This is a genomic window from Acetobacter senegalensis, from assembly GCF_001499615.1.
GTDB lineage: Bacteria > Pseudomonadota > Alphaproteobacteria > Acetobacterales > Acetobacteraceae > Acetobacter > Acetobacter senegalensis.
Genome location: NZ_LN606600.1, coordinates 1,782,677 through 1,805,000, shown reverse-complemented (window position 1 = coordinate 1,805,000; position 22,324 = coordinate 1,782,677). Strand labels below are relative to the sequence as shown.

General features: G+C 58.0%; 20 protein-coding genes (1 of these 20 only partly in view). 8 read left to right on the top strand and 12 right to left on the bottom strand.

Annotated features, from left to right (window positions below; genetic code table 11):
• Window positions 1-325, bottom strand: the 5' portion of a protein-coding gene (locus ASN_RS08190) for an efflux transporter outer membrane subunit (RefSeq protein WP_006558650.1). 1,175 nt of this gene lie to the left of the window's left edge; only the first 325 of its 1,500 coding nucleotides appear in the window; it begins with the start codon at window positions 323-325; its stop codon lies beyond the left edge, outside the window.
• Window positions 326-490: 165 nt separating this feature from the next.
• Here ASN_RS08190 and ASN_RS08185 point away from each other — a divergent pair, with 165 nt between their 5' ends.
• Window positions 491-1,147 carry a TetR/AcrR family transcriptional regulator gene (locus tag ASN_RS08185; RefSeq protein WP_006558649.1) on the top strand — a complete coding sequence of 219 codons (657 nt, stop codon included), beginning with the start codon at window positions 491-493 and terminating at the stop codon, window positions 1,145-1,147.
• A gap of 107 nt (window positions 1,148-1,254) precedes the next feature.
• Here the strand turns inward: ASN_RS08185 and ASN_RS08180 are convergent, their stop codons facing one another.
• The 6 genes from ASN_RS08180 to ASN_RS08155 all read right to left on the bottom strand — a co-directional run bounded on the left by ASN_RS08180 (window position 1,255) and on the right by ASN_RS08155 (window position 7,798).
• Window positions 1,255-2,178: an FAD-binding protein gene (locus tag ASN_RS08180; RefSeq protein ID WP_058987869.1), complete on the bottom strand. Its 924-nt coding sequence runs from the start codon at window positions 2,176-2,178 to the stop codon at window positions 1,255-1,257.
• A 2-nt stretch (window positions 2,179-2,180) separates the two neighbouring features.
• A complete protein-coding gene (locus ASN_RS08175; protein WP_006558647.1) occupies window positions 2,181-2,930 on the bottom strand; it encodes an electron transfer flavoprotein subunit beta/FixA family protein in 750 nt (249 codons plus the stop codon).
• Window positions 2,931-2,993: 63 nt separating this feature from the next.
• Window positions 2,994-4,631 carry an electron transfer flavoprotein-ubiquinone oxidoreductase gene (locus tag ASN_RS08170; RefSeq protein WP_058987868.1) on the bottom strand — a complete coding sequence of 546 codons (1,638 nt, stop codon included), beginning with the start codon at window positions 4,629-4,631 and terminating at the stop codon, window positions 2,994-2,996.
• A gap of 119 nt (window positions 4,632-4,750) precedes the next feature.
• Window positions 4,751-5,428: a 2OG-Fe(II) oxygenase gene (locus ASN_RS08165; RefSeq protein WP_058987867.1), complete on the bottom strand. Its 678-nt coding sequence runs from the start codon at window positions 5,426-5,428 to the stop codon at window positions 4,751-4,753.
• 140 nt (window positions 5,429-5,568) lie between these two features.
• Entirely contained in the window at window positions 5,569-6,948 is a 1,380-nt protein-coding gene (hemN, locus tag ASN_RS08160) for an oxygen-independent coproporphyrinogen III oxidase (RefSeq protein WP_058987866.1), read from the bottom strand.
• Between the two features lie 4 nt (window positions 6,949-6,952).
• Window positions 6,953-7,798: an OmpW/AlkL family protein gene (locus ASN_RS08155; protein ID WP_035382689.1), complete on the bottom strand. Its 846-nt coding sequence runs from the start codon at window positions 7,796-7,798 to the stop codon at window positions 6,953-6,955.
• A gap of 296 nt (window positions 7,799-8,094) precedes the next feature.
• On the opposite strand from ASN_RS08155, the gene ASN_RS08150 reads away from it, so the two are divergent.
• Window positions 8,095-8,868: a Crp/Fnr family transcriptional regulator gene (locus tag ASN_RS08150; protein ID WP_039904367.1), complete on the top strand. Its 774-nt coding sequence runs from the start codon at window positions 8,095-8,097 to the stop codon at window positions 8,866-8,868.
• Here the strand turns inward: ASN_RS08150 and ASN_RS08145 are convergent.
• The 5 genes from ASN_RS08145 to ASN_RS08125 form a co-directional block, all read right to left on the bottom strand.
• Window positions 8,848-10,386, bottom strand: coding sequence for an efflux transporter outer membrane subunit (locus tag ASN_RS08145; RefSeq protein ID WP_058989234.1), 1,539 nt, complete (start codon window positions 10,384-10,386; stop codon window positions 8,848-8,850). The two genes, ASN_RS08150 and ASN_RS08145, sit on opposite strands and share 21 nt — an antisense overlap.
• Window positions 10,383-13,475, bottom strand: a complete 3,093-nt coding sequence (locus ASN_RS08140) for an efflux RND transporter permease subunit (protein WP_058987865.1) — start codon at window positions 13,473-13,475, stop codon at window positions 10,383-10,385. Before ASN_RS08140 ends, ASN_RS08145 begins: the two co-directional genes overlap by 4 nt.
• Entirely contained in the window at window positions 13,468-14,598 is a 1,131-nt protein-coding gene (locus ASN_RS08135) for an efflux RND transporter periplasmic adaptor subunit (RefSeq protein WP_148262759.1), read from the bottom strand. The genes ASN_RS08140 and ASN_RS08135 overlap by 8 nt, the downstream gene beginning before the upstream one ends.
• A gap of 464 nt (window positions 14,599-15,062) precedes the next feature.
• The gene (locus ASN_RS08130; protein WP_407922305.1) at window positions 15,063-16,526 is read right to left on the bottom strand and encodes a trypsin-like peptidase domain-containing protein; all 1,464 of its coding nucleotides are present in this window, start codon (window positions 16,524-16,526) and stop codon (window positions 15,063-15,065) included.
• A 277-nt stretch (window positions 16,527-16,803) separates the two neighbouring features.
• A complete protein-coding gene (locus ASN_RS08125; protein ID WP_058987863.1) occupies window positions 16,804-17,271 on the bottom strand; it encodes a nucleoside deaminase in 468 nt (155 codons plus the stop codon).
• Between the two features lie 280 nt (window positions 17,272-17,551).
• Here ASN_RS08125 and ASN_RS20420 point away from each other — a divergent pair, with 280 nt between their 5' ends.
• The 6 genes from ASN_RS20420 (at window position 17,552) to ASN_RS08100 (ending at window position 22,189) form a co-directional block, all read left to right on the top strand.
• Window positions 17,552-17,683: a hypothetical protein gene (locus tag ASN_RS20420; protein WP_254909387.1), complete on the top strand. Its 132-nt coding sequence runs from the start codon at window positions 17,552-17,554 to the stop codon at window positions 17,681-17,683.
• Window positions 17,684-17,813: 130 nt separating this feature from the next.
• Window positions 17,814-18,542, top strand: a complete 729-nt coding sequence (locus ASN_RS08120; protein ID WP_058987862.1) for a gamma-glutamyl-gamma-aminobutyrate hydrolase family protein — start codon at window positions 17,814-17,816, stop codon at window positions 18,540-18,542.
• Complete coding sequence (locus ASN_RS08115) at window positions 18,539-19,318, top strand: pseudouridine synthase (protein WP_006558633.1); 780 nt, start codon at window positions 18,539-18,541, stop codon at window positions 19,316-19,318. Before ASN_RS08120 ends, ASN_RS08115 begins: the two co-directional genes overlap by 4 nt.
• A gap of 2 nt (window positions 19,319-19,320) precedes the next feature.
• Entirely contained in the window at window positions 19,321-19,935 is a 615-nt protein-coding gene (gene rsmD, locus ASN_RS08110) for a 16S rRNA (guanine(966)-N(2))-methyltransferase RsmD (protein WP_006558632.1), read from the top strand.
• 310 nt (window positions 19,936-20,245) lie between these two features.
• Entirely contained in the window at window positions 20,246-20,806 is a 561-nt protein-coding gene (ssb, locus tag ASN_RS08105; RefSeq protein ID WP_006558631.1) for a single-stranded DNA-binding protein, read from the top strand.
• Between the two features lie 48 nt (window positions 20,807-20,854).
• On the top strand, window positions 20,855-22,189 hold the full coding sequence (locus ASN_RS08100) for an O-antigen ligase family protein (protein ID WP_006558630.1): 1,335 nt from the start codon (window positions 20,855-20,857) through the stop codon (window positions 22,187-22,189).
• The last annotated feature ends 135 nt before the right edge of the window (window positions 22,190-22,324 follow it).

Sequence of the window (22,324 nt, the reverse complement as noted above, 5' to 3'; positions counted from 1 at the left end):
GAGCCCGCTTGTAGGACCCCGTTGCCGCCAGATCAGGCAGGCGCTCGGCCCCTGCAATCAGCAACTGGCCACGACTAACGGCCAGTTGTTCTGTTGCCTGCTGCACATCAAGGTTCTGCGCCGCCAGACGTTTTTCAAGAGATGTCAGTTCCGGATCATGGAAGGCAGACCACCATTCCGGATCAGGAGCCTGATTGCTTGGCACACTAAGATTACGGGACGCTCCTTCCAGTTTGGCATGCTGCCATTGTTCAGGCGTCCATGCAGCGGGCTTTTTGAAGTCCGGGCCAACCATGCACCCACCTAGCAGAAATGCCAGAACCATGGTGCTTGCGCCCCGCGCATACCGTTTAGCCACCCGTCTGCTCCCAATGTAAAGTCTGTCTATACCTAGAACCAATCTTGCGCTGACCGATCGGTTCGGTCAGCATGCTAACCTATCGTTTTTCAATGTTGCGTCAATCGTCATACTTGGGAATAACCATCTACCATGTCTGTTTCACTCCCCCCTTCCGCCATGCCGCCCAGCCAGTGCTCGGGGGAGTCTGAGGCCAAACGCCAGCAAATTCTGGATGGCGCGTTGGTCATTTTTGCCGCCCATGGATTTGAGGGGGCAAGCATGTCTGCCATTGCCCGCGAATCTGGCGTGTCAAAAGGCACTCTTTACAATTATTTTACCAACAAGGCAGATCTGTTCGCTGCATTTGTTGAGCATAATTGCCGCGAGAAGCTGCCGCTGGCACTGGCTCCTATTCAGCTTAATGAACCCGTGAAGGAAACCCTGACCGCGGTTGCGCGCGCCATGGTGCATCTGATTACCCTGCCAGAGAGCATCATGCTCTATCGGATCATCGTCTCCGAAGCGCCACATTTCCCGCACCTTGCCACCAGCTTCTGGCAACACGGCCCCAAAATTGCGATCGAAACCCTGGCAGGTTGGATTCAGCAGCAGGTTGAAAACGGCACGCTGGCGGTGGAGGACCCCACCTTTGCCGCTGAGCAGTTTTTCACGCTATGCCAGACACGCCTTGCTCACCGAAAACGCTTCAACATGCCATTTGAAAATGAGCCAGCGGACAAGGAAAAAGTAATCCATGCCGCTGTCCATATGTTTCTGGCGACATACGGCACCAATAAGTCCCACTGACTACTGCGCACTGAGGGCGTCAGACAGAGGATATAAAAAAACCCTGCCATGGTTCCAGTTTCAACCATGCAGGTTTTTTTAACGTCTTTCGCCTTTAAGCGAAAAACTTACTTCAGTTCTTCTGTAAGCTGAGGAACGATCTCGAAGAGATCTCCCACAATGCCATAATCCGCCACTTGGAAGATGGGGGCTTCAGGGTCCTTGTTCACCGCAACAATCACGCGGCTGTCTTTCATGCCGGCCAGATGCTGGATAGCGCCCGAAATCCCGAATGCCAGATACAGATCAGGGGCCACGATCTTGCCGGTCTGACCAACCTGATAATCGTTGGGCACAAAACCGGAATCCACAGCCGCACGGGAAGCACCAATGGCAGCGCCCAGCTTGTCAGCCAGCGGGTCCAGAATGTGGAACTTCTCTTCGCTCTGAAGTCCACGGCCACCAGACACCACAACCCGGGCGGATTCCAGTTCAGGGCGCTCAGATTCAGACAGATGCACCGCCTCAAACTTGGAAACAGCCGGGCTGTCCACCGGAGCAACCGTTTCAACTGGAGCAGAGCCGCCTTCCGTAGCAGCCGCATCAAAGGCGGAACTGCGAACCGTCAGCACTTTCTTTGTATCGGACGATTTGACGGTTGCCAGTGCATTGCCTGCGTAGATGGGGCGTACGAATGTATCGCCATCCACAATGCTGATCACATCAGGGATAGGCTGCACATCCAGCAGCGCAGCCGCACGTGGCAGCACGTTCTTGCCCACCGCACCTGCCGCCGCAACAATGTGGTCATACCCACCAGCAAGAGAGACAATCAGCGCGGCCAGAGGTTCGGCCAGTTCATGCGCATAACGGGCATCGGCCGCATGCAGCACCTTGGAGACACCGGCAATCTTGGCAGCTTCCTGCGCTACGGCGTCATCACCGGCAACCAGTACATGCACATCACCAAGCTTGGCAGCAGCCGTCACGGCGGAAAGAGCGGCCTGTCTGATCCGGCCGTCTTCATGATCGAGAAGAACAAGAGCGGTCATGATCAGATTACCTTTGCTTCGTTACGCAGTTTCTCAACTAGCTCACTCACAGAGCCAACCTTCACACCCGCCTGACGCTGCGGCGGTTCCGCCACGGAGACGACGGTAAGGCGACGTGTCATATCCACACCCAGATCAGCCGCATTCAGCGTTTCAAGCGGCTTCTTGCGGGCTTTCATGATGTTGGGCAGCGAGGCATAGCGCGGTTCGTTCAGGCGCAGATCGGCAGTGATGATGGCGGGCAGCGTGAGAGAGACCTCTTCCGTCCCCCCGTCAATTTCACGGCTCACACGCACGGAGCCATCCGCAACATCCACCTTGCCGGCAAACGTGCCCTGCCCCCAGCCCAGAAGACCGGCCAGCATCTGGCCTGTGGCGTTCATGTCATCATCAATGGCCTGTTTGCCCAGAATCACCAGACCCGGTTCTTCCTTGGCCACAATCGCTTTGAGCACCTTGGCAACCGCCAGAGGTTCCGGGCTTTCTTCAGACAGAACCAGAATGGCGCGGTCTGCCCCCATGGCCATGGCCGTGCGCAGCGTATCCTGCGCCTGCTGCACACCAATGGACACAACGACAACTTCCGTCGCGACACCCTTCTCCTTCAGACGAATGGCTTCTTCAACCGCAATCTCGTCAAAAGGATTCATGGACATCTTCACGCCAGCAGTTTCAACACCGCTACCATCCGCCTTAACACGCGGCTTGATGTTGTAATCAACAACCCGTTTGACAGGTACTACAATCTTCATGGCTTCTTTCGCTTGCAGATGCAGGATCTTTCAGACGCTGCCATACAGTATTTTGACCAAAAATCACATACCGGCAGGATAATTAGGTCCGCCACCACCTTCCGGCACGGCCCAGTCTATGTTCTGGGCGGGATCCTTGATATCGCAGGTTTTGCAATGCACGCAGTTCTGCGCGTTGATTTGCAGACGTGGGTCCGTCGCTTCATCCACCACTTCATACACACCTGCCGGGCAGTAGCGGCTTTCTGGTGCGCGGAACACATCCCAGTTAACCGTTTTCCACAGAGACAGATTCTTCACCCGCAGATGAACCGGCTGATCTTCTTCATGGTTGGTGGCAGAGAGGAAAACAGATGAGAGCCGATCAAACGTCAACTGGCCATCCGGCTTGGGGTAGGCTGGCTTTTCACACAGAGACGCCGGTTTGAGCACCTCGTTATCCTGATGCTTGAAATGCAGCGTCCAAGGAGCGCGACCTTTCAGCAACATGGCATCAATACCGGCGTAGATGGCCCCTTTCTTCATGCCGAAACGGGCAAAGGCCGGACGGATATTCCGCGCCGTGCGTAGTTCTTCCCACAACCAGGAGTCTTTCACCCGCTGCGTGAAGGAAGCTGGTTCGGGCCGGTTGCTTGCCAGCGCTTCCACCACTGCTTCTGCCGCCAGCATGCCGGACTTCATGGCCGTATGCGTGCCCTTGATTTTAGGCACGTTCAGGAACCCGGCGGAATCCCCGATCAGAGCACCGCCGGGGAAAGTCAGACGGGGGACAGCCTGCAAACCGCCTTCTGAAAGTGCGCGCGCGCCATAGCTGACGCGGCGTCCCCCTTCCAGATGTTTGCGGAATGCAGGATGGAGCTTGAGGCGCTGCATTTCCTCGAACGGGGAAAGCCATGTGTTGGGATAATCCAGCCCGACCACAAAGCCGTAAGACACCAGATTTTCGCCAAAATGGTAGAGCCATGCGCCACCATAGGTCTGATCATCCAGAGGCCAGCCAAAGCTATGCTGCACCAGACCGGGACGATGCTTCTCGGCCGGGATTTCCCACACTTCCTTGATGCCCAGACCATAGGTTTGTGGGTCCACCCCTTTGCGCAGGTCATAATGAACCATGACCTGTTTGGTCAGAGACCCACGGCATCCCTCGGCAAACAGAGTATAACGACCACGCAGTTCCATACCTGGCTGGTAGTTGGGGCCGTGTTCCCCTTCGCGCGTGATGCCCATGTCGCCCGTTGCCACACCAGCCACACGATTGTTTTCAATCAGAACTTCCGCACCCGCAAAACCGGGGTAGATTTCCACACCCAGTTCTTCCGCCTGCGTTGCCAGCCAGCGGCACACTTCCCCCAGGCTGACAATGTAATTGCCGTGGTTGGCCATGTGCGGCATCAGTTTGTCCAGAAAAGGCACGCGCACGCTGCCGGTTTCTGTCAGATACAGCATTTCCTCGGCGGTAACGGCTGTGTTCAGCGGTGCGCCGCGCTCTTTCCAGTCTGGCAGCAATTCAGCGAGCGCACGGGGTTCGATCACCGCACCAGAGACAATATGGGCCCCAATCTCGCTGCCTTTTTCAATCAGGCAAACGCTGGTTTCAGGCGAGAGCTGACGCAGACGAATGGCCGCAGCCAACCCTGCCGGACCACCGCCAACAATGACGACATCAAACTCCATCGACTCACGCACTGTTTCGCTCATTCTTGTCCTCTCCCCGGAACGCTTGCGCGGGGCCTCCTAAAGCCGATCTAGGCCGGAATTGCAAAAAACAGCCCACCAGTCATGGTGGGCCAGCTTGAAAAAGGGATGACTGTCAAACGTCAGACGTGCGCAGCAACCGGGCCAAATGCCAGTTCATGCACCGCACGCCAACTCTGATCGACAAAATTGACAATAAGGGTGCGGCGGGTGCCGCTGATGGGTCGTTTTACAAAGCCGTGCCACGTTTTATCTGACGGAATAAACAACACGCCGGAATTGAACGTACCGGATGCCCGGGCAACGGACTGACCTTCCGGCGTCATGAGGTCCGTGCCCCAGTCCTCCGCATTGTCATCCTGAGAAAGTGAGATCAGGAGGGTCAGTTTTTTGGCCCCGATATCCGTATGCGGCTCCAGCCAGAACCCATCCGTATCCAGGCACAGTTCCAAGCGCAGGGCCGCACCGTCCAGTTGGGCCCCGCAATAATCTGCAAAGGCCTGACGCACTTCCGCGCTGTTCAGCACATGAGCCATACGATCAAGACGCGCATCCTGCGCACGCTTGGCTTTGTCTACAAACACCCGCGCCTTGTTCCGCGTTTCACGACGCCCTCCAACATCCCCAGCACGCGCCTGTGCGCCGGGGTCCCACTCAACAAGCGCATCACACGCCTCTGGCGTCAGGACAGAATCCATCATCCAGTGCGGGTAGGGGTATGGTGCGGGACGGGTTCCCGCCAGCATTTTTACAAACGCGGAAGCGGTGCCGGTCCCTAAAACCTGGGCGTCAGAATGCATCTGCCCTGTCCTTCAGTTACGGTACGGGTGCCACTCCCTGATAGCAAATCTGCTTTGCATGTGGGGTGGACAGCCTCTTTCCATGCGCCAAAACAGCGACACGATCAACTCATGCTTATACGCAGAGCTGTGAATGAGGTTCAGAGCGCGCCCGCAAAACGCGGCTGGGGTGCCCCGCTAGAAGGCGCCTGAGACAAGGTTTTCCGGTGGGTATCAAACACGGCCGCCACATGACGCAAAAAAGGCCGTCCTTTTTCTGTCACTGTGATTTTGGGGCCTTCCACCGTGACCAGTCCATCCTGAATCAACGGTTCAAGCGCACCCAGCTCCGGCGAGAAGACATCCAGCTGAGCTTCCATCTGTTCCAGATCAACGCCCATATCGCACATCAGCCGTTCTATCAGGCTGCCTCGCAGCCGATCATCTGCCGTGCGCTCCACACCCCGCGCGATGGGCAGACCATCATGATCCGCCATGGCCCGAGCATAAGGCGCGACTGCGGTAATATTCTGCACGTATCCATCGGGCAGCATGGAAATGGCGGAGGCCCCCATACCCAGCAGAACATCGCACGAATCGGTCGTATAACCCTGAAAATTACGGCGAAGCGTGCCTGTTGATGCGGCCCGCACCAGCGCATCCTGAGGCAGCGCGTAATGATCCAGACCGACCGGCAGATAGCCCTCTGCCCGTAACACGGTATCCATACGGGCCCGCTGGGCAAGACGTTCAGATGGCTTGGGAAGAGACTCTTCAGGGATCAGCCGCTGACGTTTCTGTTTCCAGGGCACATGGGCGTATCCGAACACGGCCAGACGATCCGGGCGCAAAGACGCAATCCTGCGTGCAGTTTCTGCGACACTTTCTTCTGTCTGGTATGGCAGGCCATAGATCAGATCAATATTGACGCCAGACACCCCTGCATTCCGTACAGCGGTAACGCAGGCTTCTGTCTGTTCAAAAGACTGATGGCGGCCACAGGCATCCTGCACCTGAGGGTTCAGATCCTGCACGCCGAGACTGATCCGCGTGAAACCCAGACCACCCAGAAGAGCCGGATAACCTACGGGCACATGGCGTGGATCAAGCTCCATGGACAGTTCGGCATCCGGCTCAATCTGGAACATGGACCGCACAGACCGCATGATCTGCCGCAAAGCCGATGCCGGGAGTGTGGAAGGGGTGCCGCCGCCAAACTGCACATGTTTTACACTACGCCGCGTTCCAACCAGCGCAACAACACGGCGTAATTCTTCCCGCAGAAGATCACCGTAGGCCAGACGCCCGTCTTCATGCCGCATGACGGATGTGTTGCACCCACAAAAACGGCACAGCTCATCACAGAAAGGAACGTGGAAATAGAGAGAAACCGGCTGCTGAGCCGGAAGGGCGCGCAGCCAGCTTTCAGCTTGCGCGGGGCCGACTGCCTCAGAAAAACTGGCGGCAGTCGGGTAGCTGGTATAGCGCGGCAGGTTCCCGCCGTAACGGTGAACCAGATCTGAAGAAGATGCCGCGCTCATGCCATTAGAACCGGTAAGCGATACCAGCGGAAACGACGGTCGGGTCCAGAGATTCATGGGCACGGACACGCAGCGTTTCTGCCGGGTTCTGAACCCAGGCGTGCATACGGACAAACATCTGTTTGACGTCTGCATTGAAGAACCAGTTGCCAACCAGCTGATAGTCAAACCCGGCGTTGACAGACGGACCACCAGTGAAGCCAGCGTTCAGCTTGGTCAGACCCAGCGGGCTGCCAGCGTTGCCCTTCATGTTGTGGAACCACATGGCCGTGGCACCCACACCCACATACGGGTTGAAGCGCTTGTGCGGACGGAAATGCCAAGCGAAGGTCAGCGTCGGCGGCAGCACCCAAGCGCTCCCGACATCCAGCTTGCGCGGCCCACCCAGAGACGGAACATCGCTACCCAGTGCAGCCACTTCGTGACGGGTGCTGGTGGCGATCAGGTCAACAGACACGTTGTCCGTCAGGAAGTATTCCAGCGTCAGTTCAGGCATTGCCTGATTGGTGGTGGACAGGTGGGTGTTGCGCAGGGGAATGGTTGCGCCACCAGCATGCAGACTTACGTTGCTGTCACGATCCTGCGGCAGAACACCCACGCCGGAAAGGCGGATCATGAAATCGCCCTTGCCCAGACCGATCTTGGTGCTGGCGCAGGTTTCAAAAATGCCGCAATGGCCGCTGTAAGGACGCGGTGCTGACGGGATGTGGCTCAGCACCGGAGCGTTGACATAAGCAGCATTGGACGTAGCGGGGGCCGGAGCCACCTGGGTGGTCTGCGCCTTGGCTGTGCCAGAAAGAGCGGCCACCCCGGCCACCATGGCGGTCAATAAGGAACGAAGCTTCACCATCGTTTGATACTCTTCTAACTGCGCTGTGATATCTGAAGCGGAGAAATCACGCACAGCAGTGTGCAGCCTTGATTTAGATCAAGCATTCAACAGAATGCGGCAGGGGGTGTGTTCTGAAAACCACAGCATTTTACACAACCCAGATATACAACCGGGGCAGGTGTGAACGAGAGACTCGGTGAATGCTTGTCTTTGATTTATATCAAAAATCACATAGTATTAATAACATAGCTTTTTTAATGAAGTTTTCCGGTAACTTAGCGTTCTGGAAGGCTGATTCTACCGGATAGTGCGTGATGTCTTCTGCCCCACAACCTCGGACTTCGCCCGCCTCGATGCGCCGAAGGCTAGTCATTAACGGCGGAGAAGACATGCACAGATGTCTGGTATGCGAAATTCGCGATCAGAGCGTCTGCCGGGCGATTGATGATGAAGATCTGGTTGTTCTCGCCAAATCCTCCAAACAGCTTTCTCTCCCCCCCAACACGACGTTGATAGAAGAAGGCTCTTCCGCCACAGCCTTTTTCAACGTGACGGCTGGCACCGTAAAGCTGTTCAAATCCCTGCCCGATGGGCGGAGACAGATTACAGGCTTTGCCGATGTTGGCCATTTTCTGGGGCTGACCAATGCAGGCACCTACTCCTTTGGTGCGGAAACGGTGGACACTGTGCAGGTCTGCCGTTTTATGCGCCCGCAACTGGAAACATTGCTGGCCGATTACCCCCAGTTTGAACGGCGTCTACTGGCAGAAGTGACAGACGAGTTGGCCGAAGCGCAGGAACAGATGCTGCTGCTGGGCCGCAAGACAGCGCGGGAACGGGTGGCCAGCTTTCTGCTTGCCCGCATGATCCACCGCCCCTGCCAGACAACGGGGGAAGAAAACCGTGTCTCTCTTCCCATGACGCGGGTGGATATTGCCGATTATCTGGGCCTGACCATTGAAACGGTCAGCCGCACCATCAGCGCTCTTCGGCGTGATCATATTATTACAGGAACGGACCACCACGGAATCCGGGTGTTATCCCCTTCCAGATTACGGGGCCTCGCCTCAGGGCAGGAGAACGCTTAGCCCCTTGTCCGGATGCCAGGAGGGGTGATGCGGCGCATCTGACTCAGTGCTGTTCCACCATCCACCCCCCAGAGACTGAAACAGCGCCACTGTATCGGAAAGCCGATCTGCCCGCGCCTGAGCCAGCGCCAGTTCCGTTTGCAGGTGGGCCTGCTGGGTTGTCAGCATAACCACCTGACTGATGGCGCCATACCGATACTGCGCCAAAGCGATACGCAGGCTGTCCCCAGCCGCCGTTGCGGCTTCCGCATTGTCCGCCAGGGCCGTGGCATCTGTCCGGATAGCGGTGAGCGAATCCGCTACATCCTGCAACGCCGTAATCAATGTGGTGCGATAGTCAGCCGCAGCCTGATCATACGCCGCACGCGCGGCATGTTCCTGATGCCGAAGCAAACCGCCGTCAAACAAAGGTTGCGTCACCATGGCCATGACTTCCCACTGACCATAACCGGGTGCAGCCATCTGCGCGATGGACGCCGCAGCAAAACCGGGTGTTGCCCCAAGCTGAATGTTGGGCAGCCGGTTGGCTACCGCCACGCCCACCTGAGCACAGGCGGCATGCCAGTTGGCCTGTGCCGTGCGGATATCTGGCCGCTGCTCCACCAACCTTGCTGGCAGACTGACCGGCAGATCAGCCGGAAGGGTCAGATCACTGAGCGAAAATTCTGGCTGAGGCGCATCAGGAGGATCGCCAACAAGAGAAGCGATCAGATGCTTCTGCTGTTCCAACTGCTTTTGCAGGGGGGCCAGAGTCGCTTCATTCTGGGCCAGCGCCGTGCGCTGCAACGCCACATCATTCTGCGAGAACTCGCCAGCTTTTTCCTGCTTGCGGGCCGACTCCAGCAGGTTCCGCTGTAACGCAACAAGGGACTGAGTTGTCTCCAGTTGCGTTTTCAGGGTGGCGTAATCAATGGCCGCCTGCACCACCGAGGAGGTGAGAGTCAGATACACCGCGCGTAACTGGTCACGCTGGGCATCCCGCAGGGCCTTGGCGGCTTCCACCCCACGCCGCACGCCACCCCACAGATCCGGCACATAGGAAATATTCAACTGGGCCGTATGCACCGTGTAGAGCCACTGGTTGCTGTTGGGCACTGGTGAGTACGTGCGGGATGTCTTGTTGCGGGTCGGGTTGAAACTGCCAGAAATGGAGGGGTAAAGCGCACTCTGTTGCGCCAGCCTGTTTTCCTGTGCAGCGGCCAGAGCATCCCGTGCGGCCTCCAGCGAGGGATTGTTGTCAATCGCCTTGCGCACCAGTTGATCCAGCGCCGGAGAATGGAACAGCGTCCACCATTGGGCCGGAATATCCTGCCCCGGATGAAGCGCCTGTGCTCCACCTTGCAAGCCAGCAGCCGCCTGCTCCGCTTTGCCGGTAACCGCCTGTGTTCTGTCAGGCTGACCTGCCTGCCCGTAACGGCTGGCAGCAGGGGCTGCCGGTTTTTTGAAATCCGGCCCCACGGCGCAACCGCCCAGCCCCAAACCAGTAAGAATGCAGCTTGTCAGAAGTATCCGTTTCACGATTCTACCGGTCCCCGTGCCGCGGCTCGCCGCTCGCACCATGCTTCCATCTCGTAATAGAAGGTTGGCAGGATAAAGAGGGTCAGAATGGTGGCAATGCCAAGCCCCCCGACCACCACCGTGGCTAGTCCACGCTGCACGTCCGTGCCAATGCCCGTGGCAAGAGCGGCTGGCAGCATGCCCATGCTGGCGACTGTTGCCGTCATCAACACAGGGCGAAAACGCTCCCCAGCACCTTCCAGCACAGCATCCCGCAACGGCACCCCATCTGCCCGGTGCCGGTTAATGTTGGAGACCATAATGATGCCGTTCTGCACCGCCACCCCAAACAAGGCGATAAAACCAACTGCCGTCGCCACGTTCAGCGTTTCACCGCGCACCTGTAGTGCAACAAGGCCACCCAGCAGGGCCAGAGGCACCACCGCCAGCACCAGAACAGCCTGACGGAGTTTACGGAACTCACCAAACAGCAGCACCAACATAATGGCGAGCATGATGGCCAACGCCACGCTCAGCCGGGCCTGCGCGCGCTGCTGTTGCTCAAACTCGCCTGCCCATTCCAGCCGATAAAGAGCCGGATTGAAATGGACCTCGCTGGCAATGCGCTTCTGTGCATCTGCCAGATACTCAGACAACGGGCGTTTGCCGTTATCCACGCGCAGGGTGATCTGGCGCTCTGTCATCTCGTGCGAGATGGTGCCTTCCCCTGTTTTCAGGCTGATATCCGCCACCATTTCCAGTGGGATCTGCGCCCCGTTGGCAGCGGTGAGCGGAAGGTGACCAAGCTGGCGCAGATTGCTGACGCTTGCAGGCGGCACACGAATGGTCATGTTATAGGTGCGGTCTGCAATATAGATCTGGCTGATGGGTGCATCCCCCACAGCATTGCCCACCACAGCCATGATATCCGCAACGGAGATGCCGTAGCGCGCTGCGGCCCGACGATTGGCTACAATATTGAGCTGCGGAATTTCCGGTTCCTGAAAAATGGAGGCTTCGGTTGTGCCGGGCACGCTCTTCAGCACAGATACAATCTGACTGCCAATATGCCGCAGTTCCCGCGCATCGTTCCCGTAAACACGCAGCACCAGAGCAGAATGGGCACCACCTACCTGATCATTCATACCATCGGCAATGGGCTGACTGATGCCGAAGGTAATGCCGGGAATCTGGTTCAGCCGATTGCGTAACTTGACGATAAACTGCGCCTTGTTCTCCCCATGTGGCCATGTGTCATAAGGCTTCAGGCCAACGGGCACTTCAATGTGAGAGGGAGTCCATGGATCTGTGCCGGAATCATTCCGGCCAAGCTGCGTGACGGCGTAGGATGTTTCCGGGAACGAGCGGATAGCCTTGCGCACTTCATCCGCCATGGCGCCTGCTTTTTCCAGAGAAAGGCCGGAGGGCAACTGCACCTGAAGCCACAAAGCGCCTTCATCCATATCGGGCAGGAACTCCCGCCCGGTATGGGCGCCGAGCACCAGCACCAGAATAAACGCGACAACCGCACCCAGATAGGCCAGTCGCGGGCGACGCATGGCATGGTCCAGCCCCTGATGATAGAGCGTGTGGAGCTTTTCAAGCGGCTTGTTGTGAAAGATCTTGTGGGGCTTGCGCATAGCCAGAAACGCCAGAGACGGCGTGAGCACAATGGCGCTGAGCAATGCCCCCAGCAGAGCAAAGCTGACCGTATAGGCCATGGGCCGGAACAACCGTCCCTCCGCCCCCACAAAGGCGAACAATGGACTATACGCCACAATGATCACCAGTGTGGAAAACACGATGGCGCGGCCCACATGCCGGGTCATACCCTCCACGTCATCCAGCGTCATGGTATGGTCAGGCCGGGCTTCACGCATACGCAGAATGGATTCCGTCACCACAATCGCGCCATCCACAATCACGCCGAAATCAATCGCCCCTAGTGAGAACAGATTGGCCGGCATGCCCAGCAGACTCATGATGACAAACACCGTGGCCAAGGCCAGTGGAATGGTGATGGCCGCCACAATGGCGCTTCGCGGACTGCCCAGAAACAGAATGAGAATGACAAAGACCAGCCCCACACCTTCCATGACGGTATGGGTCACTTTTTCCGTGGTGGCGTGAACCAGATTATCGCGGTCCAGATAGGGGACAATCCGCACGCCTTGTGGCTCAAGCTGCTTTTGCAGGGCCGCAACACGCGCATGAAGAAGCTGAAGAACATGGGAAGCATTCTCGCCTGTCACCATGGTGACAATGCCTTCAATGGTGTCCGGGTTGGAATCCTTGCCCAGAATCCCTTCCCGCACCTGATGCCCCAGTTGCATACGGCCCAGTTCACGCAGGAAAACCGGGACGCCATCATGTTGGGAAACCGGAATATCGCCCATATCATCTAGCGTGTGGATCATGCCCACACCGCGCACAATATAGGACTGCTCCCCACGCGCCACGCGGCCGCCGCCCGCATTTACGCTACTGTTGCGAACGGCATCCAGAACATCATTCACCCCGATGCCATACCGGTACAACGCCGCAGGATCGAGCAGGAGCTGGTATTCCCGCGTAAAGCCGCCAAAATTGTTGATGGCCGCAACACCCTGAACCTTGGTCAGCGCCGGAACCACAATCCAGCGCTGAATCTCGGAAAGCTGCATCAGGTTCTGCCGGTCTGATTCCAGCGTGTAGCGGAAAATTTCACCCGATGGACTGCTGACAGGGCCGAGGCTGGCCGTGACCCCCGGCGGCAGAGTGACCTGCGCCAGTTGCTCCGTCACCCGCTGGCGGGCGGCATATACATTCACCCCATCCCGAAAAATCAGGTTGATGAGGGATAATCCGAATGTGCTGCTGGACCGACTGCTGGCAAGCCCCGGTGTGGCAGCCAATTGGCGTTCAAGGGGGATGGTAATCTGCTGTTCCACCTCTTCCGCCGCCAAGCCGGAGCTCTGCGTGGTCACCTGAACCGAGACCGCGCCCAGATCAGGATAAGCCTCTACAGGCAGGTCTTTCCACGCCCAGCCGCCCCACAGGGCGAGAATGGCCATGGCCACAAAAACAATCCGTCTCTCCCGCAGGCAGGCTGCGATAATCCGCTCAATCATCGTTCAGCAGGACCCCGCCGCGGGTCACAATCCGTTCCCCTACCTTCAGGCCGGAGAGCACCTCGGTATCTTCACCTTCATCATAGGAGATCGTCACAACACGCCGTTGGAACGTCCATGGTGCGACCTCCACAAACACGGTCACCCGGTCATTGTTCATCAGCAGGGCGGATTGCGGCACCATCAGGCCGGGAGGCTGCCTTAACTGAATGGCCACCGTGGCGAACATATTGGGTTTGAGGTCTTCATCCGGGTTCGGCACCGGGATCATGGCGCGCAGGCGGCGCGTTTCAGGGTGCAGATCCGGCTCCACCGTTGCAATCTGGCCCGGCAGCACTACGCCTTCCCGCCCCGGAAGCGTGATGGAGACGGATTGGCCCACATGCATGTCATCCACATCCGCCTCGGCAACATCCGCCACCGCCCAGACTTCAGAGAGATCTTCCACCCGCAGCAGGGGAGCCGTGATATCCGTCACATTCATGCCGGGTGCCACCGTGACAGACGCCACCACGCCATCCATGGGCGCCCGCATGACCAATTTGCCGTCTGTATCCACCTGATTCGTCAGGGACGCGACTCTTGCCTGCGCGCGGCGTTCTTCGGCTTCCGCTTCCTGCAAGGCTGCGCGGGCTGCCTCCACATCCTTGGTGGCGGCACCGCCTGCCTGCCGGACCTCCTGCGCACGTGCCAGAGCAGCGCGCGCCTGCACCAGCCCGGCCTGCGCCTTGGCTTCATCCGTCGTGGCCTGCGCCATATCCCCGGAAAGAAGGGTCAGCAGATCCTGCCCTTTGCGCACATGCTGACCGGGCACAACAGAAACAGAAACCACATGCCCCGTAACAGGGGCCAACACGGGCAAAACACGGGACGGTTCAGCCACAATGGAACCCGGCACAGAAAGCGTATCGCGCGGGGCAGACATCCGCACCGGGGTCACCTGCAGTTGCTGCCGCAATGGTGACGATTCCGGAACCGTCAGCGTGCCGTCCTGCCCCACAACCACGCTGGTGGTGCCCGTGGCGTATGCTTCTCCCTGCAGCGCGCAAAGAGCCACGGCCAGAGCGCCCGCCATGAAGGGCCTGTGAAAAGAACGCAGGGAAAAAGGGAAGCTAAACATCATGACAACAATCCGTCCCGACGGCAGAAAACCTGAAAAGCACGCATCGGTCCGCACATTTTTACACAAGACGGAAAAGCGCCACTTTGTGGAGACTTAAAACTCAGGGGTCTTATTCTGTGTATGGGGTGCGTATGTAAACAACCCGCCAGACCTTTGCCAGAGCTTTGACCGGGACACTGATTTCAACCCGGAAACCTGCCCCATAGGCACAGGCTGCCGATAAAAAGCAAAACTTAAAAACACGTTCAAAGACATCCTGCTCCATGACACACCGTGCATTAAGCCGAACGTGCAGAAAAATTCACCCTGCTCGTGTGTTTTTAATCAAAATTTTACAGTGGATTTCTTTGCTGTTCTTGTACAGAGCCCGTCAAACGATCCAACCCGCGACAACAGACCCACCATAAAAAAAGCGCCAGCCCCGAAAGGCCGACGCTTTTCCGGTTTCTTACCAGCTTGGTTTATTAGTCGTCATCATTCCCGTCATTATCAGACGAATCTCCGCCAGAACTTCCATCTGGAGAAATAGCGATGAAGAGGGACTGACCATCACGCAGAACGCGCAGGAGCACCGGCTTTTTGGCTGCCAGAGTCGCCCTGACCGCCGTAACGGCCGCCCGTGGCGCATCCACCGACTGCCCGCCAACAGACTGAATGATATCTCCTGGGCGAATACCAGCCTGATCTGCCGGAGAACCGGGCTGGATATCATTCACCACAACGCCATGCACATCATTACCCAGACCAAGCTGGCGACGCACATCCGCATTCAGCGGGGCCAGAGAAACGCCCAGATGCGGGCCGGAAGCCGCGCCGCCACCCACACCACCATCATTGCCAGCCGTGGCCAGATTACCGATCTTGATGGTAACGGTCTGCGGTTTGCCTGCACGAATGTAGCCCATTTTGGCATCTGTATTCGGTGCAAGAGACGCTACCCGCACCGCCAGATCATGCGGTGATGTCACTTTCTGACCGTTGAAATCGGTAATGACGTCTTCCGCTTTCAGGCCGGCTTTTTCTGCCGGACTATCAGGCGTTACACTCGCCACAAGTGCGCCAGCCGGAGCCGAGCCATCGCTGGAAGATGGCAGGTTGAGCGCCTTGGCCATGGCGGGGGAGATCACCTGCGCGTTTACGCCCAGATAACCGCGCACCACATGGCCGGTTTTACGCAACTGATCCGTGACACTCCGCACGGTGTCAGATGGAATGGCAAATCCGATACCGATAGACCCACCGCCTGAGGGGGAGAGAATGGCCGTATTGACCCCAACAACCTTGCCATCCTGCGTGAACAGCGGACCGCCGGAGTTACCCCGGTTGATGGGCGCATCAATCTGAATGAAGTTGTCGTAAGGGCCTTCATTGATGTCACGCCCACGGGCCGAGACGATCCCGGCGGTAACAGTGCCGCCCAGACCATAAGGATTCCCCACGGCCACAACCCATTCACCGGGCTGCACATCATCCGATTCACCCAGCTCAATAAAGGGCAGCTTCTGGGAGGATGTCACTTTCAAAAGTGCCAGATCGGTCTTTCCGTCCCGCCCGATAATCTTGGCCGGAAGGGTGGTGCCGTCATCAAGCGTGACAGTAACCTTGGTGGCGCCTTTCACCACATGGTTGTTGGTCACCACATAGCCATCAGCAGAAATGACAAAGCCTGACCCGCGCGCTTCTACCAATTGGCGGGAGTGCTGAGGAGCCATCTGGAACGGGAAAGGAAAGGGAAAGGGCATGCCGCCCATACCGCCACCCACGCCACCGTTTTCATCTTCCACCGAATCCGCCTTGAGCATGGACGTGATGGAAACCACAGCAGGTTTGACCTGTTTCACCAGATTGACAAAATCTGGAATTTTCTGGCCCTGACCGCTGGGTTTGATAGCCCCGGCATCCTGTGCGTGGGCTGCGTTATAGCCCATAATCGCTAAAGGTCCTGCGCCCACATCCACCATCAGGCTTACCCCGGCCAGCAGGGCCAGCAGTGTCTTGCGGCGAGACCGCCCGAAAAATTTTGACACAGATTTTTCCGACATCACGTTTCCGACTGTTCCTTGCATTGTCAGGCAGGGCAGTGCCCCACCCGGGCGCGGCATTGGGCCACCCTGTTCCCGCATCTTAACCGGCCTTTTTTGCCTAGTGCCAGACGCTTGTAAGGATAAGATGGTTCCTTGCCCCCAAAAACAAAAGACCCTGAGTTCAGGAATCCGCTGACAGAGGTGCGCCCCGAAGAGTCTGAAAAAATGTTTTAAGCAGATCAGCGGCTTCGCGCTCCCGCACCCCGCCAATTACGTCCGGCCTGTGCAGACTTTCCGCGCGATAGGGCACGCGGGGCCCGTGCTCCATTCCTCCCCCTTTTGGGTCATACGCGCCAAACAGCACGCGCCCAACGCGAAAATGCGTGATGGCTGCGGCACACATGGGGCAGGGCTCAAGCGTAACCACCAGCGTGCAATCCGCCAGCCTCTGCCCCCGCCGTAGCCGCACGGCCTCGCGCATGACCAACATTTCCGCATGGGCAGAGGGGTCATGCCATTCCTCAACACGGTTGCCATTCTGGGCCAGCACAGCGCCATCAGGCCCAAGCACTACAGCCCCCACCGGCACTTCGCCCCGGCTGGCCGCCGCCCGCGCCTGCTGGAGAGCAATCTCCATTCCGTTTTTCATGCACTCCCTCCGCGCTTGCCGCCACGCACGATAGTGCCGGTATGTAACGTTTCAACAGGGGATGCCGCGCCCCTGCCTCACAAAATGTGTCAATCCTCACACACTGTTCTGACCCAAAGCCTATCTGGCCCAAATTAAGGCACGGTTTTTTCTTGCATCTCTGCAACCTTTGCTGTCATCATGCCTTATAGATGCCATGATCTGTTCTGTAACAGATCGCGCGGTAGGTTGTTTCCATCAGGCCCTTAAAAGCCTGATCTTGCGGGAAAGGATCAGTACAATGCATAGCCTGTCTCTCATCCTGGCCGCTGCGGCCATCGGCCTTGGACTCTCTGTTGTGGATCGGACGGTTAATGAACCCTCTCCCACACCGGCGCGTACCATTCATCATACGTCTTTTCTACCGGGCTAACGCCCTCTTTTCTTTCAACCAAAAAATTAAAGACACTCCGGTAACGGGCAGATAAGCGCGTGCAAAACATCTGCCGCTATGGCAGTGAAGAAACGTTACCTTTGCGCTTTTTACTCAAGAACCCGGATAAATGACCGCACGCCGTCCTGTTATTGGCATTACGCTTGATCATGAAGCAGGCGGCATAGACCGTTATTCCAGATTTCCGTGGTATGCCCTGCGGGAGAATTACATGTCCGCTGTCTCCACAGCGGGCGGGTTGCCTGTGGCCTTGCCGCTCTTCCCGCAACTGGCGGGGGAGTATCTTCCCCATATTGACGGACTGCTGATTACAGGCGGGGCGTTTGACATTGACCCCCCCCTGTATGGTGACACCACCTGCCATGAGACCATCACCTTGCGCCCCCGCCGTACGCAGGCGGAAACGGCTTATCTGGCAGCAGCACTGCATCAGAACACCCCCGTTCTGGGCATTTGCGGAGGCATGCAGCTTATGGCCGTGGCCCTTGGGGGCACGCTGATCCAGCATATCCCAGCCTCCTTCCCGGATGCCCTGCCGCATGAGCAACCCAACCCCCGTGATGAAGCTAGCCATGCCGTAAACATTACGCCCCACACGCTGCTGGCGCAGATTGCCACCACCAGCCATATGGCGGTCAATTCCTCCCATCATCAGGCCGTGCGCACGCCCGGCCGGGCCGTTGTGAACGCCATAGCCGAAGATGGGCTGATTGAAGGCATAGAAGACCCCACCCAACGATTTTGCCTAGGGGTGCAATGGCACCCCGAATTTGGCATAGACCCGGGCGACCGGAAGATTTTTAACGCCTTTATTCAGGCGGCAGGAGAAACAGAGTGACGCAGGAACCGCGTGGAGAACGCATTGCCAAATGGCTGGGCCGCACAGGTGTAGCCAGCAGGCGCGATGCGGAACGGATGATTGAGGAAGGACGGGTGCGCCTGAATGGCCAACCTGTGACCCATCCCGCCACGTTTGTGACCGAGCAGGATCTGGTACAGGTAGATGGCAAGGCCGTTTCCTCCCCTGACCGCACCCGGCTATGGCGCTACCACAAGCCCGACGGACTGGTGACCACGCATAAAGACCCGGAAGGCCGCCCTACGGTTTTTGCCTCTCTGCCGGAAGGAATGCCCCGCGTTATCAGCGTCGGCCGACTGGATCTGAACAGTGAAGGCCTGCTGCTGCTGACCAATGATGGTGAACTGGCACGTCGGCTGGAACTACCTTCCAATGGGTGGATTCGCCGCTACCGTGTGCGGGTATTTGGCGTGGTGGATGAAGCACGTCTTGCGGCGTTAGCGGAAGGCAGCGTGTTTGAAGGTGTGCGCTACGGCCCCATTGATGCGGGGCTGGATTCCCGCAAGGGCGACAATGCGTGGCTTACGGTTTCCCTCCGTGAAGGCAAGAATCGCGAAATCCGTAAAGTGATGGCGGGCCTTAACCTGCATGTCAGCCGCCTGATTCGCACCAGCTACGGCCCCTTCCAGCTTGGCACGCTCAAGCGCGGAGAACTGGAAGAAGTGCCAGGCAAGATTCTGCGTGAACAAATGCCCAAAGGGCCAGAGAAAAGCGGTTCCCGCACCTCTGCCTCCAAGCCCCGCCCAACGCGCTAGACATGCGCATTATTGCTGGAGCCCGCAAAGGCCGCATGCTGGCCGCCCCACAGGGCACAACCACCCGCCCCACAGCGGACCGCGTGCGGCAGGCGTTGTTTGACATGCTGCTCCATGCGCCGTGGGGGGGCTCGCGCCTTCTGGACAATGCCCATGTGCTGGATGCGTTTGCAGGCACTGGGGCGCTGGCACTGGAAGCGCTCTCTCGCGGGGCGGCACAGGCCACTTTTTTTGAAACTGATCGGGCCGCTTTAGCAGCGCTGCGTGCCAATATTGCCGGGTGCGGCTGGCAGGACCGATGCAAGGTTTTTGCAAAGGATGTCACCTCCCCTCCTCGTGCGGCGATACCGTGCTCCCTGCTGTTTCTGGACCCTCCTTACCGCCAAAACCTCCCGGCCCGCACGCTTGCAGCGCTAAAGGCACAGGGATGGATTGCCCCACACGCCATTGCCGTTATTGAAACCTCCGCACAGGAACCGTTGCCCCTGCTGGATATTGAACAACAGGGTGTCTCCGTGCCTGAGGCGGATAATCCTCTTCCTGTTTTTTCTGGCGCCCTGTTGGCCGAACGCAAGCATGGCGCAGCGCGGATATCGGTGTGGCGGATAGAGGGGTAAGGCCGTCACTCTCCTTCCTTTTTCGGTTCTGATCTCCTCTTCGTCATTTCTTATCGTGCCTGTCCGCAGGAAACCCGTGTGGGCATCCGAAACGGATTTATAAGGCGCGATACAGAAAATCTGACGGAGAATACCCAAAACGAAAAAGGGGGATGTAGCAGGCGGCAGACGGTCTTCTGACCGCAAGAAGCCTCTCACATTCATGGGCAGAAAGAGCAGCCAAACGGCTTCACGGACTTTATAGCCGTAGCGGAGTGCGCTACACGGGCGTGACATTCTTTTTAAATGGTACAGCGAAACGGGGTCTCTGATGGCTGGCAGTGTCAATAAGGTTATTCTGGTCGGCAATCTGGGTAAGGACCCGGAAGTGCGCACCAGCCAGAGCGGCATGAAAATTGTTTCCCTGACACTGGCCACCAGTGACACGTGGAACGACCGTCAGTCTGGCGAGCGCCGTGAACGCACGGAATGGCACCGTGTGGTGATCTTCAATGAACGGCTGGCGGATGTGGCGGAACGCTTTCTGCGCAAAGGCCGCAAGGTTTATCTGGAAGGTGCGTTGCAAACCCGGAAATGGACAGATCAGTCCGGGCAGGAACGCTATACAACCGAAGTGATTGTGGAACGGTTCCGTGGGGAACTGGTTCTGCTGGATAGCCGTTCCAGCAATGATAGTGATGATGCCGGTGGCGGCTTTGGCGGCGGCGGTAGCAGCTACGGTGGCAGCAGCGGCGGATATGGTGGCGGTGGTGATTTTGGCGGCGGCTCTTCCGCTCCGCGCCAGAATACGCCTTCTCGTGGCGGTAGCTCCTCTGGCGGTTGGGATGCCCCCAGCAGCAATAACGATCTGGATGACGAAATTCCGTTCTAAGTCCGGACACCCGGAGGCCCGCCCGCATGAGGCGAGCGGGCTTCTGATGTGACTCGTTTTGACCTGATGGACGCCCCCCTCCCCCGCTGGCAGACAGTGCTGGCAAAAAGCCTGACACTCACCGGCACGGCCTGCACCCTGCTGCTGCCCCTGCTGATGTTCTACAGTCGGGCGCTCAGCGATATTGCTGCAACGCTTATTGGCGTTTTCTTTCTGATTTATTCTGGCCTGATGCGGGACTGGCAATGGCTTCGCAAGCCATGGATCATTCCCGCCGCCCTGTTCTGTGGGCTGTGCCTGATCTCTTCGGTGCATGTTGGCCTCAAGGGAGCCTGGACACAGGCCCTGTGTCTGCCGCGCCTGTTTTTGCTGACCGCCGCCACCCAGAACTGGATTCTCGCCCGCCAGACTCGGCGCATGGCCTTGGGGGGCGTGTTTTTTCTGCTGGCCCTATGGCTTATGAGCCAGTGCTGGGAACAATATCTGACGGGCACCAACCTGATGGGAGCCCCCCGATGGGGAGACGGCTCCCTGACCGGCCCGTTTATTAAACCCCGGGCGGGCTTTACCTTCCTGATGTTGTTCTTTCCCGGCATCATGCCCGTGGTGCTGCATGCCCTGCACAGTAAAAACCGTGGCGCGTGGGTTGGTGGCTGCGTGCTGCTGCTGTTTTCGGCCCTGACCATGGTGCTGATTGGCCAGCGCATGAGCAATGTGCTGCTGCTGTTTGGCCTGTTTCTGACTGCCCTGCTGGTGCGGCAGTTCCGGTGGCCGTTTGTCGCGCTGCTGGCGTGCGTTGCTGCGGCCCTTGCCAGCCTGCCGGTTATCTCCCCGCCCACCTATGCCAAACTGGTGCTGAAATTTTCCAATCAGCTCCAGCATTTTGCCACCAGTGATTATGGGCTGCTCTTTACCAAGGCCAGCATCATGGTGCTTAACCACCCATGGCTCGGGCTGGGCGTGGATGGATTTCGTAATTTCTGTCAGTTGGGCATGCATAGCGCTGGTATTTCCGCGCTCGGGCTTCCGCCGCTTGATAGCCCGGCAGGCACAGGGTGCAATATTCACCCCCACAACTACTATCTTCAGGTTGCCACAACGGCGGGCCTTCTGGGCCTTGCTGCTTTTGCCGCTACGGTGGTGTGCTGGCTGAGGGCTGGCGCACGGCATCTTTCCCCCACCCGCGCCCCCCAACAGGCCATGCTGTTTGTGATGTGCTGCACCGTCTTGTGGCCCATAGCCTCCACCAGCGCCCTGTTCTCCTTCCCTACTGCGGGGTGGGTCTTTCTGTTTGCCGGATGGCTGATGGCAGCCGCGCAGAACGCGGCACCCCTGCGCAAAAACGTGACCGTGCCCAATGATCCGCACGTACGGACCAAATAATCCGTTCCCATAACTGGTAAGCATTGGCCGAATTCTTGAACTATGGCGCATAGTTACCGGGCAGCCCTCCGCTTTTCTTGGCTCTTGCCTCCATTATCTTCTTGGCGTTCCGGGCAGCCCCCGTTATAAGCCGCG

What these genes read in the sequence shown, in the direction of transcription:
- ASN_RS08125 (WP_058987863.1), bottom strand. Translation starts at nt 17,271, where the DNA reads ATGAAAAACGGAATGGAGATTGCTCTCCAGCAGGCGCGGGCGGCGGCC.
- ASN_RS08135 (WP_148262759.1), bottom strand. Translation starts at nt 14,598, where the DNA reads ATGATGTTTAGCTTCCCTTTTTCCCTGCGTTCTTTTCACAGGCCCTTC.
- ASN_RS08130 (WP_407922305.1), bottom strand. Translation starts at nt 16,526, where the DNA reads ATGGGCTATAACGCAGCCCACGCACAGGATGCCGGGGCTATCAAACCC.
- ASN_RS20420 (WP_254909387.1), top strand. Translation starts at nt 17,552, where the DNA reads ATGCATAGCCTGTCTCTCATCCTGGCCGCTGCGGCCATCGGCCTTGGA.
- ASN_RS08120 (WP_058987862.1), top strand. Translation starts at nt 17,814, where the DNA reads ATGACCGCACGCCGTCCTGTTATTGGCATTACGCTTGATCATGAAGCA.
- ASN_RS08155 (WP_035382689.1), bottom strand. Translation starts at nt 7,798, where the DNA reads ATGGTGAAGCTTCGTTCCTTATTGACCGCCATGGTGGCCGGGGTGGCC.
- ASN_RS08150 (WP_039904367.1), top strand. Translation starts at nt 8,095, where the DNA reads ATGTCTTCTGCCCCACAACCTCGGACTTCGCCCGCCTCGATGCGCCGA.
- ASN_RS08175 (WP_006558647.1), bottom strand. Translation starts at nt 2,930, where the DNA reads ATGAAGATTGTAGTACCTGTCAAACGGGTTGTTGATTACAACATCAAG.
- ASN_RS08180 (WP_058987869.1), bottom strand. Translation starts at nt 2,178, where the DNA reads ATGACCGCTCTTGTTCTTCTCGATCATGAAGACGGCCGGATCAGACAG.
- ssb (WP_006558631.1), top strand. Translation starts at nt 20,246, where the DNA reads ATGGCTGGCAGTGTCAATAAGGTTATTCTGGTCGGCAATCTGGGTAAG.
- ASN_RS08140 (WP_058987865.1), bottom strand. Translation starts at nt 13,475, where the DNA reads ATGATTGAGCGGATTATCGCAGCCTGCCTGCGGGAGAGACGGATTGTT.
- ASN_RS08185 (WP_006558649.1), top strand. Translation starts at nt 491, where the DNA reads ATGTCTGTTTCACTCCCCCCTTCCGCCATGCCGCCCAGCCAGTGCTCG.
- ASN_RS08165 (WP_058987867.1), bottom strand. Translation starts at nt 5,428, where the DNA reads ATGCATTCTGACGCCCAGGTTTTAGGGACCGGCACCGCTTCCGCGTTT.
- rsmD (WP_006558632.1), top strand. Translation starts at nt 19,321, where the DNA reads ATGCGCATTATTGCTGGAGCCCGCAAAGGCCGCATGCTGGCCGCCCCA.
- ASN_RS08170 (WP_058987868.1), bottom strand. Translation starts at nt 4,631, where the DNA reads ATGAGCGAAACAGTGCGTGAGTCGATGGAGTTTGATGTCGTCATTGTT.
- hemN (WP_058987866.1), bottom strand. Translation starts at nt 6,948, where the DNA reads ATGAGCGCGGCATCTTCTTCAGATCTGGTTCACCGTTACGGCGGGAAC.